The sequence below is a fragment of the Pseudomonas sp. LG1E9 genome (assembly GCF_003290225.1).
GTDB lineage: Bacteria > Pseudomonadota > Gammaproteobacteria > Pseudomonadales > Pseudomonadaceae > Aquipseudomonas > Aquipseudomonas cyclaminis.
In genome coordinates this window covers 3941234-3958924 of the sequence record NZ_CP029983.1, presented here as the reverse complement: position 1 = coordinate 3958924, position 17691 = coordinate 3941234, and the positions used below count along the sequence as shown (strand labels likewise).

Sequence of the window (17691 nt, the reverse complement as noted above, 5' to 3'; positions counted from 1 at the left end):
AAAGCTGACACATAACGTTGTAGTGAGCGGGACAAGCCCGCTCACTACAAGCCAGCGCCTACAGGTGCGCTTGCCGAAAGTCAGGACTTGAAGCGCCCCACCAACCCATTGAGCTCGCTCGACAACTCCGACAACCGCCCCGAGTCGTCCTGCGCCGAGTTGGCCAGGCTTTCCACCAGCCGCGCTTCGTCGTAGATCTGCTGGATATGCCGGTTGATCTCTTCGGCCACGCTGTGTTGTTCCTCGGCGGCGGCGGAGATTTGCAGGTTCTGGTCGCGGATCTCGTTGACCGACAACTGGATGCCTTCAAAGCTGTCCCGCGCGCTCTCGATGGACGACACACTGGCCCGTGACAGGTCCAGGCAACTGCCCATTTTTTGCGTGACTTCCTGGGTCTTGTTTTCCAGGGTGCCGAGCAGGTGTTCGATTTCGCCGGTGGAGTCCGAGGTGCGCTTGGCCAGTGCGCGCACTTCATCGGCCACCACCGCAAAACCGCGGCCCTGATCACCGGCGCGGGCGGCTTCGATGGCGGCGTTGAGCGCCAGCAGGTTGGTCTGTTCGGCAATGGCGCGGATGGTGCCGAGGATCTGGTTGATGCTGCGGCTGCCGGCTTCCAGTTCGACCATGGCCTGGGACGATTCGGTCAGGCGGCGGCCCAGGCGGTTGACGTTGTCGGTGGTCACTTCAATCTGCTGCTTGCCCTCGGCCACGCGGCGGTGGCCGTTCTCGGCGGACTCCGCCGCGCCGCTGCACGAGCGCGCCACTTCGTTGGCGGTGGCGACCATTTCGTTGAACGCGGTGGACACCAACTCCACCGCCTCACGCTGGCGCCCGGCAGCTTCGTTCATGTTGTGCGCCACTTCGCTGTTGACCTTGGAGGCGTTCTGCAAATTGGCCGAGGCTGCGCCGATGTGCTGGATCAGTTGGCGGATGGCCGCCAGAAACTTGTTGAACCAGCCCGCCAACTCGGCGGTTTCGTCCTTGCCCTGCACCTGCAGCGCGTGGCGCAGGTCGCCTTCGCCCTCGGCGATGGATTGCAAGCCGCTGCTGACCTGGCCGATGGGCTTGACGATCACCTTGGAAAACGCTGCCGCGAGCAAGCCGAAGACCAGCACCAGCACGCCGACGATGGCGGCGGTGAGGTAGGTCATGCGCGTGGCTTCGGCCATCACTTCGTTGTGTTCGATCAGCCCGATATAACGCCAGCCCAGGCCGGGGGAGGTCCACACGTTGGCCATGTAGCGCACACCGCCGATCTCTACTTCGGTGGAGCCTTGGGGCGTTTGGGCAAGGTGGGCATAGGCGTCGCCCAAATCCTTGAGCGGCTTGAAGCTGTGGCCGGCGTCACGCGGGTCCACCAGCACCACACCGTCCTCGATCAGCATCACGTAGCCGCTTTCGCCGAGCTTGATGCTCTTGACCAACTCAGTGAGGTTCTTCAGCGACACGCTGACCACGAACACGCCTTTGGCTTTGCCCGCGTTGTCCAGCAATGCCCGTGCAGTGCCCACCAGGGCCACGTCGTCTTTGTCGTAATAGTAAGCCGGGGTGCGCACGGTCTTGCCGGGGCTGGCCATCGCCGCTTTGTACCAAGGGCGCGTGCGCGGGTCGTATTTGGCCAGTTGCGGGTCATCCGGCCATTTGACGTAGGTGCCGTCTTCCAGGCCGATGGACAGGATGGCCGCCGCCGGGTGGGTGGCGCCAAAGCGGGCGAAACGGTCGATCACGGTTTGCGCGGCCGCAGGCATCGGTTGGCTGGGCGCATCCGCGGGTTGGTAATTCTTCAAGGTGTTGATAGAGGTGTATACAGGATCCGTAGCCATTTGATCGACGTTCTGCAGCGTGCCGTCGAAGAACTGGCGGATATTGCCATCGATCTGGCGGATTTCCCGGGTGCTGCCATCAATGAACTGTTCAACCGCCTGGGTTCGCGTGTTCATGACAGAGATCACGGCCACCAGGCTGACCGGGATAAACGCGACAGAGACAAATGCCAGGACAAGCTTATTTTTTATTTTCATCGAGACGACCATCAGCGCAGAGGGTGGTCAAACCGCCGTACGTTGTAATAACAGTGCGGCGATTTGCTATCAATGCTGTTTCGGCCCGTACTCAGCAAATCTTTAGGGTTTTTTGTACACAATACAATTGACGATTGTTCTGTATCCAATCAGTAGACATCACGCAAATAACGCTTCTGCTCGCTCAGTTGGCGCCAGTACTCCACGGCGTCCTCCACGCCCAGCCCACCGTGGGTGTGCGCCACTTGGCGCAACGCCTGGTCCACATCCTTGGCCATATGGCTGGCGTCGCCGCAAATGTACAGCCTGGCGCCGTCCTGCAACCAGCGCCACAGCTCGGCGCCCTGTTCGCGAATGCGGTCCTGCACGTAGATCTTCTGCGCCTGGTCACGGGAAAACGCCAGGCTCAGGTGAGTGAGCAGGCCATCACGCTGCATGCCTTGCAGTTCGTCCTGGTAGTAGAAGTCGCTGGCGGCGTACTGCTCGCCAAAAAACAGCCAGTTACGGCCCTGATGCCCCATGGCCCGACGCTCCTGCAAGAACGCGCGAAACGGCGCCACCCCAGTGCCGGGACCGATCATGATCATCGGCACGTCACCGTCCGTTGGCGTGCGAAAGTGTTTGGACGGCTGCACAAACACCGGCACTTCGCCGTCGCCGACGCGGTCGGCGAGGAAGGTCGAGGACACACCTTTGCGTTTGCCGTATCGCACCGCCGCCACGGTGAGGTGGACTTCCTGGGGATGGGCCTTGGCGCTGGAGGCAATCGAATACAGCCGCGGTTGCAGGCGCTTGAGGGTACCGAGCAATTCGTCCGCCGAGCAGTCGATGGGGTATTCCTGCAGTACATCCGTGAGCTGTCGGCCCCATAGCCAGTCTTTGAGTTCGGCCTTGTGCTCGGGTCGAAGCAGTTGCTCCAGGCCTGGATTGGCGCTGCGTTCGGCAATAAAGGCCAGGGTCTCGTTGCCGGGGCGGGCGATTTCGAAGTGCTGGGTCAGGGCGTGTTGCAGCGACACGTCACCGAACGTCTCGATGTTCACCGAAGCGCCTGCGCTCAGTTGGGTCAGCTCAAGCAGTTCGCTCACCAGGTCCGGGCAGTTGCGCGGCCGCACGCCGAGGGCATCACCGGCTTCGTAGGTCAGGCCGGAGCCCGTCAGGTCCAGGGCGAACTGGCGGGTTTCCTTGTGGGCGCTGTGGGGGTTCAGGTGCCGGTTGAGCAGCAGGCGTGACGGGTGCAGTTTGGTTTTGCCGGCCGGGGTGGCCGCCGCTGCGACGGGCTTGGCCGGGTTGAGGGTTTGCTGGAATCGGGTCAGCCAGGCATCGGCGGGTTCTTCGAATTCGGTGTCGCAGTCGACACGTTCCAGCAGGCGAGTGGCGCCCAGTTCCAGCAGGCGCTGGTCAAGCCTTTTGCCGTGCTTGCAGAACTGGTCGTAATTCGGATCGCCCAAGGCGAGCACCGCAAACCGCAGAGACTCAAGGCGCGTCTCGACGGTGCTGAGGCTGTGCCAGAACCCTTCGCCATTGTCCGGTGGATCGCCGTCGCCAAAGGTACTGCTGATCAGGGCCAGGGTCTGGACGCTGGCCAGTTTGCTTGCGGAGAAGTCCGCCATGGCGCTCAGTTCTACGCTGATGCCCGCTTCGCGCAGGCGTTTGGCAAAGCGCTCGGCGAGGGCTTCGGCATTGCCGGTCTGCGACGCCCACAACAGCGTGACGTCCGGGGCGGCTGCTGGCGCAGAGTCTGCGCGGCTGAACAAACCGCCGAGCAAGCCGTCCAGCCATAGGCGGGCATCCTTGGCCAGCGGCGCGCTCGCCGGCATTACCGGTACGCCAGCGTCCTGGCGCGCCGCACTGGCGTGCAGGCCGCTGAGGAACCCGGCGAGGTAGGTGCGTTCACTGTCGCTCAGTAACGGCGCCGGTACGTTACGGATACCGGCGAGTTCGGCGAAGGCGTCGAGGCGCGACATGCTGAAGTCCTCTCGGAGATCTTGGAGAGCGGGTTGATCAAGGAACTGATGGTCGAACAGCTCGACTCGGGCCAGCGCGACAGCGCAGCACTTGAACTCGGGCTGCAGGGAAATCGGGTCGACGGCATCGTTGGTCACCGCGTTGATCGCCAGGTGCTCGCCAAACACATCGTTCCAGTGGAAGGGCGCAAAGCAGTTGCCGGGACGCATGCGGTCGGTGATCAGCGCTGGCAGCACGGCACGCCCGCGCAGGGAGCGCACCTCCACCGGATCCTTGGCCTTGAGGCCCAGGCGCCTGGCATCGTCGGGGTGGACTTCCACGAACGGGCCGGGGTTGAGTTTGTTCAGGGTGGCGACCTTGCCGGTCTTGGTCAGGGTGTGCCACTGGTGCTGCAGGCGGCCGGTGTTGAGCACGAACGGGAAGCGCTCGTCGGGCATTTCCGCAGGCGGCATATGGGGGCGCGGGAAGAACTGGCCTTTGCCGCTGTCGGTGGCGAATGCGAGCGTGCCGGCGGTGCGGTAGCGGATCGGGTTGCGGTCCGCGCCATCGGCCGAAGCGCAGGGCCATTGCAGCGGTTGTTCACGCAGGCGTGCGTGGCTGGCGCCGCGTAGGTCGTAGCCGGTCTTGGGGTTCCAGGCGCGTTTGATTTCTTCGAATACCTCGGCGGCGCTGGCATAGGTGAAGGCGTCGGCAAAGCCCATTTCACAGGCAACCCGAGCGATGATTTGCCAGTCGGGCAAAGTGTCGCCGGGCGCCTCGACGGCTTTCTGCATCAGGGTCAGGTTGCGTTCGGAGTTGATCATCACCCCTTCAGCCTCGGCCCACAGCGCGCCGGGCAGCAGGATATCGGCATAGCGGTTGGTCTCGGTGTCGAGGTAGGCGTCCTGGGTGATCACCAGTTCGGCGGTGCGCAAACCGTCGATGGCGATCTGGCGATTGGGCACGCTGGCCACCGGGTTGGTGCAGATGATCCAACACGCCTTGATCTGCCCGGCGGCCATCTGCTCGAACATCGCCACGGTGCCGTTGCCGGCCTGGCGCGGCAGGTGGTCAGGCGGGATTTGCCAGAGGTCTTCGATAAATGCGCGGTCGGCTTCGACCAGCACCGAGCGTTGCCCCGGCAGACCTGGGCCCATGTAGCCCATCTCGCGGCCCCCCATGGCGTTGGGTTGGCCGGTGAGGGAAAACGGCCCGCTGCCGGGGCGGCAAATCGCGCCGGTGGCCAGGTGCAGGTTGCACAGGGCGTTGGTGTTCCAGGTGCCGTGGGTGCTTTGGTTGAGGCCCATGGTCCAGCAACTCATCCACTCGGCGGCTTGGCCGATCCAGTCGGCGGCTTGGCGGATATCCGCTTCGGCCAGGCCGGTGAGGGCGGCGACGTGGTCGGGCGAATAGTCCTCAAGAAAGCCAGGCATGGCCTCCCAGCCTTCGGTGAATGCGGCGATGAAGGCCGGATCGGTGTGGCCGTTTTTAACCAGCAGGTACAGCAGGCCATTGAGCAGGGCGAGGTCGGTGCCGGGCTTGATCGGCAGGTACAGGTCGGCCTTGTCGGCGGTGGCGCTGCGTCGGGGGTCGACCACGATCAGCTTCGCCCCGGCCTTGACCCGGTCCATCATGCGCAGGAACAGAATCGGGTGACAGTCGGCCATGTTGGCGCCGATCACGAAGAACAGGTCGGCGCGGTCAAAGTCTTCGTAGGACCCCGGTGGCCCATCCGAGCCCAGGGACAGCTTGTAGCCGCTGCCCGCGCTGGCCATGCACAGGCGCGAGTTGGATTCGATGTTCGGCGTGCGCACAAAGCCCTTGGCCAACTTGTTGACGAGGTACTGCGCCTCCAGGGACATTTGCCCGGACACGTAGAACGCCAGCGCATCGGGGCCATCGCGGTCGAGGATATGGCGCAGACGGCTGGCGGTTTCGCTGATGGCGGTGTCCATGGCGATGCGCACCGGGTCGTGATCGCGCTCTTCGCGCAGGTAGGCATTCTCCATGCGGCCTGACTCGGCGATGGCTTGGCCGCACGTAGTGCCTTTGGTGCACAGGCGGCCGAAGTTGGTGGGGTGGGCCTTGTCGCCGATCACCTTGACCACTTTATTGTTTTCCACTTGCATCACGATGCCGCAGCCGACGCCACAATAAGGACACACGCTGCGTACGCTTTGGTTTGCCATCCGTCACCCTCGAAACTTTTTTACCCGCCAACAAAAAAGCGCCCTGCAACCCACCGTTTGGAAACGGGGGGTGCACGGCGCCTTTGTCGTGAATGGGCAATCAGCGTTGACTGCTTGATGCAGGTGTTCCTAGCAAGTCACGCGCCAGCTTTGCATTTCAAGTGGCTTACCCACTGTGGCGAGGGAACTTGCTCCCGCTGGGCTGCGAAGCGCCCCCTAAATCCTGGGAGCGCTGCGCACTCCAGCGGGAGCAAGCTCCCTCGCCACAGAGGCGGGTATGCGCACTTATATGATGCGGGGCGCACCAGTTGGAGGCGCAATCGTGGGCGTATTGCTGGGTTGAAGGGCTGGCGTAGCCGCGACTGCGGGGTTGCGGCCAATTGGCACGCCGCCTGCAAGCTCCCCCTCAACCCCACTCGGTCAACGACGATCGACAGGCCCTTCAAGGTCATGGGCATAAAGCGATGGATCCGGCGAAGTCGTCCGAACCGATCCCGCATAAGAACAGGCAAAGACGCCTGGAACCGCAAGGTTTCAGGCGTTTTTTTTTGCTTTTTAAACCGTGATGAATGTTGTCAGGTGCTGATATGAACAAACCGATGAAAACCCTGATCGTCGTTGGCAATGGCATGGTCGGTCACCATTGCGTGGAGCAACTGATCGAGCGCGGTGCGCTGGAGCACTTCCACCTGCATGTGTTCAGTGAGGAGCCGATGCGCGCCTATGACCGTGTGCACCTCTCCGAGTATTTCACCGGCCGCGATGCCGAGTCATTGGCCCTCTGCGAAGCGTCGCTGTACCAGACGCCGGGTGTGACCTTGCACTTGGGCGTGCCGGTGCTGGAAATCGACCGCGCCCGCCGTGAGGTGATCACGGCGCAGGGCTGTGTGGGCTACGACAGCTTGGTCCTGGCGACCGGTTCCTACCCGTTTGTGCCACCGATTGAAGGCGCCGAAGGCGATTCGCGGTTGGTGTATCGCACCTTGCAAGACCTTGATGCCATTCGTGCTGCGGCAGCCAATGCCCGGCGCGGGGTAGTGGTCGGCGGTGGCTTGCTGGGCCTGGAAGCGGCGAACGCCCTGAAAAGCCTCGGCCTGGAAGCCCATGTGGTGGAGTTCGCGCCGCGCTTGATGCCAGTGCAGTTGGATGATTTTGGCGGCCTGGCGCTCAAGGCCCAGATCGAACGACTGGGCGTCGGTGTGCACCTGTCCCGTGCCACGCAGTCGATCAGCGCGGGCGAGCAGTACCGCTATCGCATGAACTTTGCCAACGACGAATTTCTAGAAACCGACCTTATCGTGTTCTCAGCCGGTATCCGCGCCCAGGATGCACTGGCGCGCCAGGCTGGCCTGGAGATCGGCCCGCGCGGCGGCGTGGTAATCAACGATGAATGCAAAAGCTGCGACCCGCACATCTACGCGATTGGCGAGTGTGCCTCGTGGAATGGCAGCCTGTTCGGCCTGGTCGCGCCGGGCTACCAGATGGCCCGTGGGGTTGCCGCGCTGTTGTGCGCGCAGGCCGCCGAGCCGTTTGTCGGCGCCGACATGTCCACCAAGCTCAAACTGCTCGGCGTGGACGTTGGCTCCATCGGCGACGCCCACGCCCACACGCCGGGTGCGCGCAGCTACCAGTTTATCGACGAGGCCAGCGCCAGCTACCGGCGCCTGGTGGTGGACGCATCGGGCAAGCATGTGATCGGTGCGGTGCTGGTGGGTGACAACAGCTACTACGACACCTTGCTGCAATACATGCAGAACGCGATTGCGCTGCCGGCGGAACCGGCCAGCCTGATCCTGCCGTCCTCCGCCGGCGCACCGACCCTCGGCCCCGGCGCGTTGCCCGAATCGGCCACCGTGTGTTCCTGCCACAACGTCACCAAAGGTGCGATCTGCTCGGCCATCGACGGCGGTTGCAGCGACCTGGGCCTGCTCAAATCCCAGACCAAGGCCTGCACCGGTTGCGGCGGTTGCGCGGGCTTGCTCAAGCAGGTGTTTGAACACGAACTGATCGCCCGTGGTGTCAGCGTCGACAAGAGCCTGTGCGAACACTTCGCCTATACCCGCCAGGAACTGTATGCCCTGGTGCGGGTGGAAGGGGTGATCACCTTCGAAGAACTGCTGGCCAAGCACGGCCGTGGCCACACCGGGTGCGACGTGTGCAAACCGGCGGTGGGTTCGATCCTGGCTTCGTGCTGGAACCAGCCGATCATGGATGCCTCGCTGGTGCCATTGCAGGACACCAACGACACGTTCATGGCCAACATGCAGAAGAACGGCACCTACTCGGTGGTGCCACGGATTCCGGGCGGCGAGATTACCGCCGACAAGCTGATCGTGATTGGCGAAGTGGCGAAGAAATACGACCTCTACACCAAGATCACCGGCGGCCAGCGCATCGACCTGTTTGGCGCGCAACTGCATGAGCTGCCGGATATCTGGGCCGAGCTGATCGCGGCCGGCTTCGAGACCGGGCACGCGTATGGCAAATCCACGCGCACGGTCAAGTCCTGCGTGGGCAGCACCTGGTGCCGCTACGGCGTGCAGGACAGCGTGAAAATGGCGCTGCTGATCGAGGACCGCTACAAGGGCCTGCGTTCGCCGCACAAGCTCAAGTTCGCGGTGTCCGGCTGCACCCGTGAATGCGCTGAAGCCCAGAGCAAAGACGTGGGCGTGATTGCCACCGAAAAGGGCTGGAACCTCTACATTGCCGGTAACGGCGGCATGCGTCCGCGCCATGCCGAACTGTTTGCCACCGACCTCGATGACGCCACGCTGATCCAGTACATCGACCGTTTCCTGATGTTCTACATCCGCACCGCCGACAAACTGCAGCGCACCTCGGTGTGGCGCGAAAGCCTGGAAGGCGGCCTGGATTTCCTCAAGGACGTGATCCTGCACGACAGCCTGGGCCTGGGCGCCGAGCTGGAAGCGCAAATGCAACTGGTGGTCGATCGCTACGAATGCGAATGGGCCAACGCCCTTAAAGACCCGGAAAAGCTCAAGCGCTTCCGCACCTTCGTCAATGACAAACGCCCGGATCCGGACATCCACTTTGTCCAGGAACGCGGCCAGCGCCGGCCGATCATGGCCGCTGAACTCAACCTGATTCCTGTCATCGAGGAGCTTGCCTGATGAGCCAGTCCACCTGGAAACGCGTGTGCAACGAGACTGACCTGGTGCGCCATTCCGGCGTGGTGGTGTGGCTGGACGGCGCGCAAGTGGCGCTGTTCTACCTGCCGGGCGCGCAGGAACAGACGCTGTTCGCCATCGACAACCATGACCCGGAGTCGGGAGCGAATGTGATTGGTCGCGGCTTGGTCGGCAGCATCAAGGGCGATCTCGTGGTGGCTGCGCCGATCTATAAGCAGCATTACCGCTTGCACGACGGCCAGTGCCTGGAGGCGCCGGATCAGCGCCTGCGGGTGTGGCCGGTGCGGTTGAATGCTGGAGTGGTGGAAGTAGGCGTGGGCTGACACACCTGAGTCTAAATGTGGGAGGGGGCTTGCCCCCGATAGCGGTGGCTCAGTTAGGAAATCCGTGACTGATACACCGCCATCGGGGGCAAGCCCCCTCCCACATTTGAAGCGTATTTCAGCCGATAAACCTCACTGCTCTTTGCTGCAGTCACGCGGTGTGATGCCTTTCTCCTTCGCATACTGCGCGGCCGACGCTTCGATGATCGGCCGCAACAGTGCGCGCCAACGGCGTCGTCAGTGTCAGGCCGGGATAAGCCCCGTGTCCCGATAACTCTGGACCAGTTCGTCGTACAAACTGAGATCGTCTCGCGTGCGGGCAATCAACTGCGCGCCGGCAATGGCGGTGTAGATGGCACGAGCGCGACGCTCGCATATCTCTGCGCTGAGAGGCTCGATCTCAGCCAGCAGCACCGCCAGCCAGGCTACGTTGGTGTCGGCAAACGCCAGTATTTCTTTCTTCACCGGCTCGGGCAGGTCCTTGTATTCGGCCGCCATAAAACTGGACAGGCACAAGCGGTTTCCGTCTTCGAGTGACTTTCGAAAGATGCCCGGATAAGCACGCAGGCACTGCAGTGGTTCCGGGTTCTCGGTGCGTATGGCCGTCAGCGTGCTGGCCGCATCTTCCCAATAGCGTCTGGCGACTGCCGCGCCGAGATCGGCTTTGCTCGGGAAGTGGTAATAGATACTGGCGTTCTTGATCCCTACCGTTTCGCCGATGCTGCGAAAGTTGATGCCACTGTAGCCGTAGTGCTGAGCCGCGAGTCTGGCAGCTTCCAGGATGGCTTCTCGAGCGTTTTCACTCACGTGTGGATTTCTCTTCAGTTGGGAGGGAGGTGAGACGGATTCTACGCCCACACGGTTTTACCTGCCAACTGGAAGGTAATGGTTGACAGCGTGGGAAAATACTTTCAATCTTTACCTACCACTTGACAGGTAGGCGAGCAAATCATGACATTCCAAGAGCTACAATCCGACGTATCCCAACCTCCGTTGATGAAGATTTACGATTGGTATAACGGGCCCTATCCGGCGCGCGTTCGTATCGCGCTGGCCGAGAAGCGCTTGTTGCCGCGCGTCGAGTTCGTGTCGGTCAACCTATGGGAAGGCGAGCACAAACAACCCGCGTTCCTTGCCCTCAACTATTCCGGGACGCTGCCAGTGCTGCAACTGGACGACGGCACGTTCATCGCTGAATGCACCGCTATCACCCAGTACCTGGACACACTTGATGGCAACCCGATCCTCACCGGCAGGACGCCGACCGAGCAAGGCGTGATCCACATGATGACCAAGCGCGCAGAAATTGAATTAATGGATGCGGTCAGCGTGTATTTCCATCATGCCACCCCTGGGCTTGGGCCTGAGGTAGAGCTTTATCAGAACGCCGAATGGGGCATGCGTATGCGGGACAAGGCGGTCAGGGGGATGCACTATTTCGATAACGTGCTCAAGACCCGCGCCTTTGTGGCAGGCGATGCATTTTCGATGGCCGATATTGCGTTACTTGGCGGGCTGATTTTCGCGGCACTGGTGCAATTGCCTGTGCCTGAAACGTGCGAAGCGCTGCGCGCCTGGCATGCCAAGGTGAACGAGCGGCCCAGCGTTCAGGCCTGGCGTGAAATGGTTGCGCAGCCGCGCTGAGGGAAAGGTTTCCTAAGGCTATTGCACAGTTGCTCGAAAACAGACCGGCTCAGGCATAAGCCAGGATTTCATCGCTCCCTGCAACCCTGGCGTAATCCATCGCCAGGTTGCTCAGTGACAGCGCATGCACATCCTCCGCTGGCCACAGGCGCCCCGACAAGTCGGTTTGGTCAAACGTGTAGCAGGCGTCGGCGGCCACGATGACATCAAAGCCCAGGTTGCCGCCTGAGCGCGCCGTGGCCTCGACGGAGTTGTTGGTGATGACCCCGACGATCACCAACTGCCTGATCGCTCGCGTGTGCAGCCAGCGTTCCAGGCCGGTATTTGTGAACGCATCCGGTACGTTTTTCTCCAGCACATGCTCATGCGCCTGGGGCTGCAGTGCGGGCTGGAATTCACAACCCGGTTGCCCCGGCCAGAACACGGAGCCCGGTGAGCGGGAGATATGCCGCACATGCACGATGGGTCTACCGGCTTGCCGCCAGGCGCTGAGCAGACGGTGCATGTGCAACTCCGCATGCGGATTGTTACGTCGCCCGAGCGCGGGTTGGTTGATGCCTTGCTGCATGTCGATGATCACCAATGCGGCGTTGTTGCTTAACGAATCCATGGCACCTCCCTTCGCGCGTGAGGCCCGCAACATAGCAGCCTACGGGCACATCCAAACAGCGATTTATGCGCGGACAACCGCTACACTGCCGCCCCCGAATTTCAGCAAGGATGCTTTGAATGCGTTCGCTTGTCAGCGCTGTGCTCCTCTCCATGGCCGTGGCGGCTCCGGTCGTGGCCGAACCCCGCTCGTTCTCGGTCAATGACCCCAGCGGCAAGTACCTGGTTGAAGTGCTGTTCCCCGAGGTGCCGCAGGACTTGCAGTACCTGGCGCGGGCACTGGTCACCCTCCGCGACGCAGCCACCCTCGAAATCCTCCAGCAATTGCAGACCCCGGAGGCCCAGGTGCCGATGGACCAGAACGGTAAAACCGTCGACTGGCGTTTGATGGGGGAGAACGGCGTGGTGTACTTCGCCGACATCAATCAGGACGGCCGCCAGGACTTGGCGATCCGTAACGGCACCGGCGCGGATAAAGATTTCCAGTCCAGTTACGACGTGTACCTGCAAGACCCGCAAAAGACGCAGTGGGTGCTGAACGGCCCCTTGACCGAGCTGGCCAACGAAACCTCCGGCGGCATGTTCTCGGTCAACCCCAAGGACGGCATTATCCATTCGCAGACCGACCGTGGCTGCTGCTGGACACGTGCGAGCCGCTGGCAAATGCGCAACGGCGAACTGGTGCGACTCAGCTCATATACCCAGCAAGAAGTGCCTGCGACAGACGATGACGCCAACACCAGCATGCCCAGCGGCTACATGCTGCGCACCACCGGCGAATGGAAGGACGGCCAATGGCTGGAAACCGCCAGGCTGGAAGGGCCGGTCAATGAAGATGCACAGCGGCTGGTGGGCACCCTGGATGGCAAAATCCCGGTAGAAATCTGGTACCAGCAACAGGGCGCGGTGATGATTGGCGAGCTGCGCTACACCCAAAGCGGCAGCGGTAAGCCGATCAAGTTGGTGGGGGATCGCGGCGAGTATGCTGATGAGTCCTTCCTTTACCTGCATGAATACACCGATGACGGCCATCAGACCGGCATTTGGCGCATCAAATCGGATTACACCGGTACCTGGGTCAGCAGCGCCAAGGGCGACCAGCGAGAGCGAGCGATCCAGTTGCACGACGAATACCGTGAGCCCGAGTACGAAAAATTCGACGAAGTCGCCCGCGATCAGCGCGACGGTCATTACCAGATGCGCAATGACTTCCTCGACCGCGACGGCGACCTGGACCTGAAAATCCTCCCCGACCGCGATGCCCAGGGCCGGGAAGTGGCAGAGTTCACCTTGACGCTCAAGGAAACCGGCACCGACAAGGTGATCGTCAGCGCGCACCACACGGTGGCGATGGAAACCGAAAACCTGATCATCGTGCGCGAGCCCTTGGCGACTCGTCGCGCCGGCCCGTATCACATTCAACTGGTGAAGAATTTCGCGGTGATCAACCACAACTCGGCGCCGGACTTTGCGGATTACTTCACGGGGATGTATCGCAAGCAGCCTCAGGGGAATCCGTAGATTGCGTCTTCACCCTCACCGGGCAAGCGCAAGCCGTAGGCACCTTGTAACAGGGTGCCCGCTTGCCTTCACTCAGCGATTGAAGCGTTCTACCAACGCATATTGAGTGGCCGCCGTATTGGTCAGCTCCTTGCTCAGGCCTGTGGATTGATGGGCTTGCATCGACGTCTGGTCGGCCAGTTCGGCGATGGTGGTGATGTTGCGGCTGATCTCCTCGGCGACCGCGCTTTGCTCCTCGGTGGCGGCGGCGATCTGGGTGGTCATGTCGGTGATGTGGGACACTGCTTCGCTGATACCGACCAATGCCTGGTCCGCTTCCAGCACCCGCGCCACGCCTTCCTGGGCCTGGCGTTGACCGTTTTCCATGCTTTGCACGGCGTTGTTGGACGACGCCTGCAACTGAGTGATCAGGGCGTGGATCTGGGTGGTGGATTGGGAGGTGCGCTGGGCCAGTTGACGCACTTCATCGGCTACCACGGCAAAGCCACGGCCCTGCTCGCCAGCGCGGGCAGCTTCAATCGCGGCGTTGAGCGCCAGCAGGTTGGTTTGATCGGCGATGCCTTTGATCACGTCCACCACACTGCCGATTTCGTCGCTGTCCTTGGCCAATTGCGCCACGGTGGTGCCGGTTTCGCCCACCACGGCAGACAACCGCTCAATGGCCAGGCGGGTATCACGCGCCACTTCACGGCCACGGCCGGTCAGCACATTGGCTTGCTGGGTGGCGTCGGCCGTGCGCTGCACATGGCTGGCGACTTCCTGAGTGGTCGCCGCCATCTGGTTGACGGCGGCGGAGACTTGCTCGGTTTCGACGCGCTGGCGATCCAGGCCTTTGGAGCTGGCGGTGGCCAGCTGATCCGATTGCCCGGCCAGGGCGCTGAGCTGTTCGGCACTGTCCTGCAAGCGGGTGAGGCAGGTTTTCAGGCGGGCGTTCTGGCTGAGGAACGCGGTTTCCAAGCGCGCCTGGGGGCCGCTCGCGTCGCTGTACATCTGGGCGATCAAGGCATCCGATGTCGAGGGTTCGACACCCGCCAGCAGGCGCAAGGTGCTGCCTTGGCGTACGCGGGAGCAGAGCACGCCCACCGGCACGGCGACGGCGACGGCTACCGCAATGGCGACCGGGGCGCTGAGGAACAGCCCGGCCACACTGCCGGCGATACCGGTGGCTGCGTAGGGGATGCAGCTCATCAGTGCCGGCACCCAGGCATTCATGGATGAAATACCCGTCTTGCCTTGGCCCAGACGTCGATACAACGCCTCGGCGCGGCGGATTTCATCGGCTGTGGGTTTGACCCGCACGGACTCGAAACCCACCACCCGGCTGCCTTCGAAGATCGGCGTGACGTAGGCGTTGACCCAATAATGGTCGCCGTTTTTCGAGCGGTTCTTGACGATGCCCATCCACGGCAGGCCTTGCTTGAGCGCAGCCCACATGTGTGCAAAGACCGCCGGCGGCACATCGGGGTGACGCACAATGTTCTGCGGCGCGCCGATCAGATCGGCGCGTTCAAAGCCGCTGATTTCGACAAAGGCGTCGTTGCAATAAGTGATGCCACCCTGAGTATCGGTGGCAGAGATCAGTTTTTGTGAAGGCGCGAGTGAAATCTCGCGTTGTGTTACGGGCTGGTTGTTGCGCATTCCGACTACTCCCTGGTTGCACACAGTCCATCGGCGCCAACGTGCAGAAGATTAATCCACATTGGCTATTTCGCCAGCCATTGGTCAAAAGCCTGAAATTAATCGACGAAAAACCCCATAATGGCGGCCATTTTTGTTTAGCCCGTTATTCTGGTGTGCCCCCATGGAAATCAAGGTCAACTTTCTCGACAACCTCCGGCTTGAAGCCAAGTTCGATGACTTCACGGTGATTGCCGACCAACCGATTCGCTATAAAGGCGACGGTTCGGCACCGGGGCCATTCGATTACTTCCTCGCATCGTCGGCGCTGTGCGCCGCGTACTTCGTGAAGCTGTACTGCCAGACCCGCAATATCCCCACGGACAATATTCGCCTGTCCCAGAACAACATCGTCGACCCGGAAAACCGCTATAACCAGATCTTCAAGATCCAGGTCGAATTGCCGGCGGATATCTCCGATAAGGACCGCCAGGGCATCCTGCGTTCCATCGACCGTTGCACCGTGAAAAAAGTGGTACAGGCCGGGCCCGAGTTTGTGATCGAAGAGGTGGAAAACCTCGACGCCGACGCCCAGGCCTTGTTGATGCCCAGCAGTCTGTCGGAGCAGGGCACCTACATCGCGGGCAAGGACCTGCCGCTGGAGCAGACCATCGCCAACATGTCCGGCATCCTTGCCGGCCTGGGCATGAAGATCGAGATTGCGTCGTGGCGTAATATCGTGCCCAACGTCTGGTCGCTGCATATCCGCGATGCGCATTCGCCGATGTGTTTCACCAACGGCAAGGGCGCGACCAAGGAGGGCGCGCTGGCGTCGGCATTGGGCGAATTCATCGAGCGGCTCAACTGCAACTTCTTCTACAACGATCAGTTCTGGGGAGAGGCGCTGGCCAACGCGCCGTTCGTGCATTACCCGGATGAGCGCTGGTTCCAGCCAGGCCCGAATGACGAGTTGCCAACCGAGATCCTCGACGCTTACTGCCGCAAGGTCTACGACCGCGAAGGCGAGTTGCGCGGTTCGCACCTGTTCGACACCAACTCCGGCAACGAAGCGCGTGGCATTGTTTCGCTGCCGTTCGTACGCCAGTCCGATGGCGAGGTGGTGTACTTCCCGTCCAACCTGATCGAAAACCTCTACCTCAGCAACGGCATGAGCGCGGGCAATACCCTGGCTGAAGCCCAGGTGCAATGCCTGTCGGAGATTTTCGAGCGTGCGGTCAAGCGTGAAATCATCGAAGGCGAATTTGCTTTGCCGGACGTGCCAGCTGACGTGCTCGCCAAGTACCCGAGCATTGTGGCGGGCATTGAAGGCCTGGAAGCCCAGGGCTTCCCGGTGCTGGTCAAGGATGCGTCCCTGGGCGGCGAGTTCCCGGTGATGTGCGTGACCTTGATGAACCCGCGCACCGGCGGTGTGTTCGCCTCGTTCGGCGCCCACCCGAGCCTGGAAGTGGCGCTGGAGCGCAGCCTTACCGAACTGCTGCAAGGCCGCAGCTTCGAAGGCTTGAACGACTTGCCGCAACCGACCTTCGAAGGCCAGGCAGTGACGGAGCCGAACAACTTCGTCGAGCACTTCATCGACTCCAGTGGCGTGGTGTCGTGGCGCTTCTTCAGCGCACAGTCGGACTACGAATTTGTCGAGTGGGACTTCAGTGGCGAAGGCGAAGACTCCAACGTCCAAGAGGCTGCGACTTTGTTCGGCATCCTGGAAGGCATGGGCAAAGAAGCCTATATGGCGGTGTACGAGCACCTCGGCGCCACCGCATGCCGCATCCTGGTGCCGGACTACTCGGAAATCTACCCGGTGGACGACCTGATCTGGGACAACACCAACAAGGCGCTGTTTTTCCGCGAGGACATCCTCAACCTGCATCGCCTGGACACAGAAGAATTGCAGGCGCTGGTCGAGCGCCTGATCGAAAGCGAACTGGACGACTACACCGACATCACCACGCTGATCGGCATTGAGTTCGACGACAACACTGTGTGGGGCCAACTGACCATCCTGGAGTTGAAGCTGCTGATCTTCCTGGCCTTGCAGCAGTACGAGGAGGCGAAGGAATGCGTGGAGATGTTCCTGCAGTACAACGACAACACCGCTGACCGTGGCCTGTTCTACCAGGCGCTGAACGGGGTGCTGGAGATGGAACTGGACGACGACCTGGACCTGGCGGACTACGAAGCCAACTTCCGCCGCATGTTTGGCAATGAGCGGATGGACGCAGTGATCGGCTCGGTCGATGGCAGTGTGCGGTTCCATGGGTTGACGCCGACCAGCATCAAGCTGGAAGGGCTGGACCGGCATCTGCGCTTGATCGAGAGCTACAAGAAGCTGCACAGCGCACGGGCGAACATCAAGTCGAACTGATCGCGTGCACAGGCGCACTGGCTTCTTGGGGTGAGCAGGCTTCTGTGGTAATTGGGCTACCTAGGGTGAGCAGGCTTCTGTGGTAATTGGGCTCCTTAGGGTGAGCAGGCTTCTGTGCTAAGTGGGCTCCTTAGGGTGGGCAGGCTTCTGTGCTAAGTGGGCTTCTGTGGTGAGCGGGCTTGCCCGCGCTGGGCTGCGAAGCAGCCCCAATAACAAACACCGCGTAGCATCAGCAAGGGCCCGGTCGCCTGGTTTTAGGGCGGCTTCGCCACCCAGCGCGGGGCAAGCCCG

The 17691-nt window shown here is 61.8% G+C and carries 10 protein-coding genes and 2 pseudogenes; 5 read left to right on the top strand and 7 right to left on the bottom strand.

The genetic code is table 11. The features are described from left to right. Positions 1-80: 80 nt before the first annotated feature. The 3 genes and pseudogenes from DNK50_RS29600 to DNK50_RS18045 form a co-directional block, all read right to left on the bottom strand. On the bottom strand, positions 81-785 hold the full coding sequence (locus tag DNK50_RS29600; protein ID WP_371929527.1) for a methyl-accepting chemotaxis protein: 705 nt from the start codon (positions 783-785) through the stop codon (positions 81-83). A gap of 198 nt (positions 786-983) precedes the next feature. Then, positions 984-1940: pseudogene (locus tag DNK50_RS29595) on the bottom strand (cache domain-containing protein); the annotation flags it as partial. Between the two features lie 230 nt (positions 1941-2170). After that, entirely contained in the window at positions 2171-6154 is a 3984-nt protein-coding gene (locus DNK50_RS18045; protein WP_112195550.1) for a bifunctional nitrate reductase/sulfite reductase flavoprotein subunit alpha, read from the bottom strand. Positions 6155-6741: 587 nt separating this feature from the next. Here DNK50_RS18045 and nirB point away from each other — a divergent pair. Beyond that, positions 6742-9285 carry a nitrite reductase large subunit NirB gene (gene nirB, locus DNK50_RS18040; protein WP_112195548.1) on the top strand — a complete coding sequence of 848 codons (2544 nt, stop codon included), beginning with the start codon at positions 6742-6744 and terminating at the stop codon, positions 9283-9285. Further along, positions 9285-9626, top strand: a complete 342-nt coding sequence (gene nirD, locus DNK50_RS18035) for a nitrite reductase small subunit NirD (protein ID WP_099585325.1) — start codon at positions 9285-9287, stop codon at positions 9624-9626. Before nirB ends, nirD begins: the two co-directional genes overlap by 1 nt. A gap of 243 nt (positions 9627-9869) precedes the next feature. Here nirD and DNK50_RS18030 read toward each other — a convergent pair whose 3' ends face one another. After that, a complete protein-coding gene (locus DNK50_RS18030; protein WP_112195546.1) occupies positions 9870-10433 on the bottom strand; it encodes a TetR/AcrR family transcriptional regulator in 564 nt (187 codons plus the stop codon). A gap of 144 nt (positions 10434-10577) precedes the next feature. Between DNK50_RS18030 and DNK50_RS18025 the strand changes: the two genes are divergently transcribed. Further along, complete coding sequence (locus DNK50_RS18025; RefSeq protein WP_112195544.1) at positions 10578-11270, top strand: glutathione S-transferase; 693 nt, start codon at positions 10578-10580, stop codon at positions 11268-11270. A 49-nt stretch (positions 11271-11319) separates the two neighbouring features. On the opposite strand, the gene DNK50_RS18020 is transcribed toward DNK50_RS18025, so the two are convergent. After that, positions 11320-11880, bottom strand: coding sequence for a cysteine hydrolase family protein (locus DNK50_RS18020; protein ID WP_112195542.1), 561 nt, complete (start codon positions 11878-11880; stop codon positions 11320-11322). 119 nt (positions 11881-11999) lie between these two features. Between DNK50_RS18020 and DNK50_RS18015 the strand changes: the two genes are divergently transcribed. After that, a complete protein-coding gene (locus DNK50_RS18015) occupies positions 12000-13400 on the top strand; it encodes a hypothetical protein (RefSeq protein WP_112195540.1) in 1401 nt (466 codons plus the stop codon). A gap of 72 nt (positions 13401-13472) precedes the next feature. Here the strand turns inward: DNK50_RS18015 and DNK50_RS18010 are convergent, their stop codons facing one another. Continuing rightward, the gene (locus tag DNK50_RS18010; protein WP_371929526.1) at positions 13473-14588 is read right to left on the bottom strand and encodes a methyl-accepting chemotaxis protein; all 1116 of its coding nucleotides are present in this window, start codon (positions 14586-14588) and stop codon (positions 13473-13475) included. Positions 14589-14765: 177 nt separating this feature from the next. After that, positions 14766-15038: pseudogene (locus DNK50_RS29590) on the bottom strand (PAS domain-containing protein); the annotation flags it as partial. Between the two features lie 163 nt (positions 15039-15201). Between DNK50_RS29590 and DNK50_RS18005 the strand changes: the two are divergent. Continuing rightward, entirely contained in the window at positions 15202-17400 is a 2199-nt protein-coding gene (locus tag DNK50_RS18005) for an OsmC domain/YcaO domain-containing protein (RefSeq protein WP_099585320.1), read from the top strand. The last annotated feature ends 291 nt before the right edge of the window (positions 17401-17691 follow it).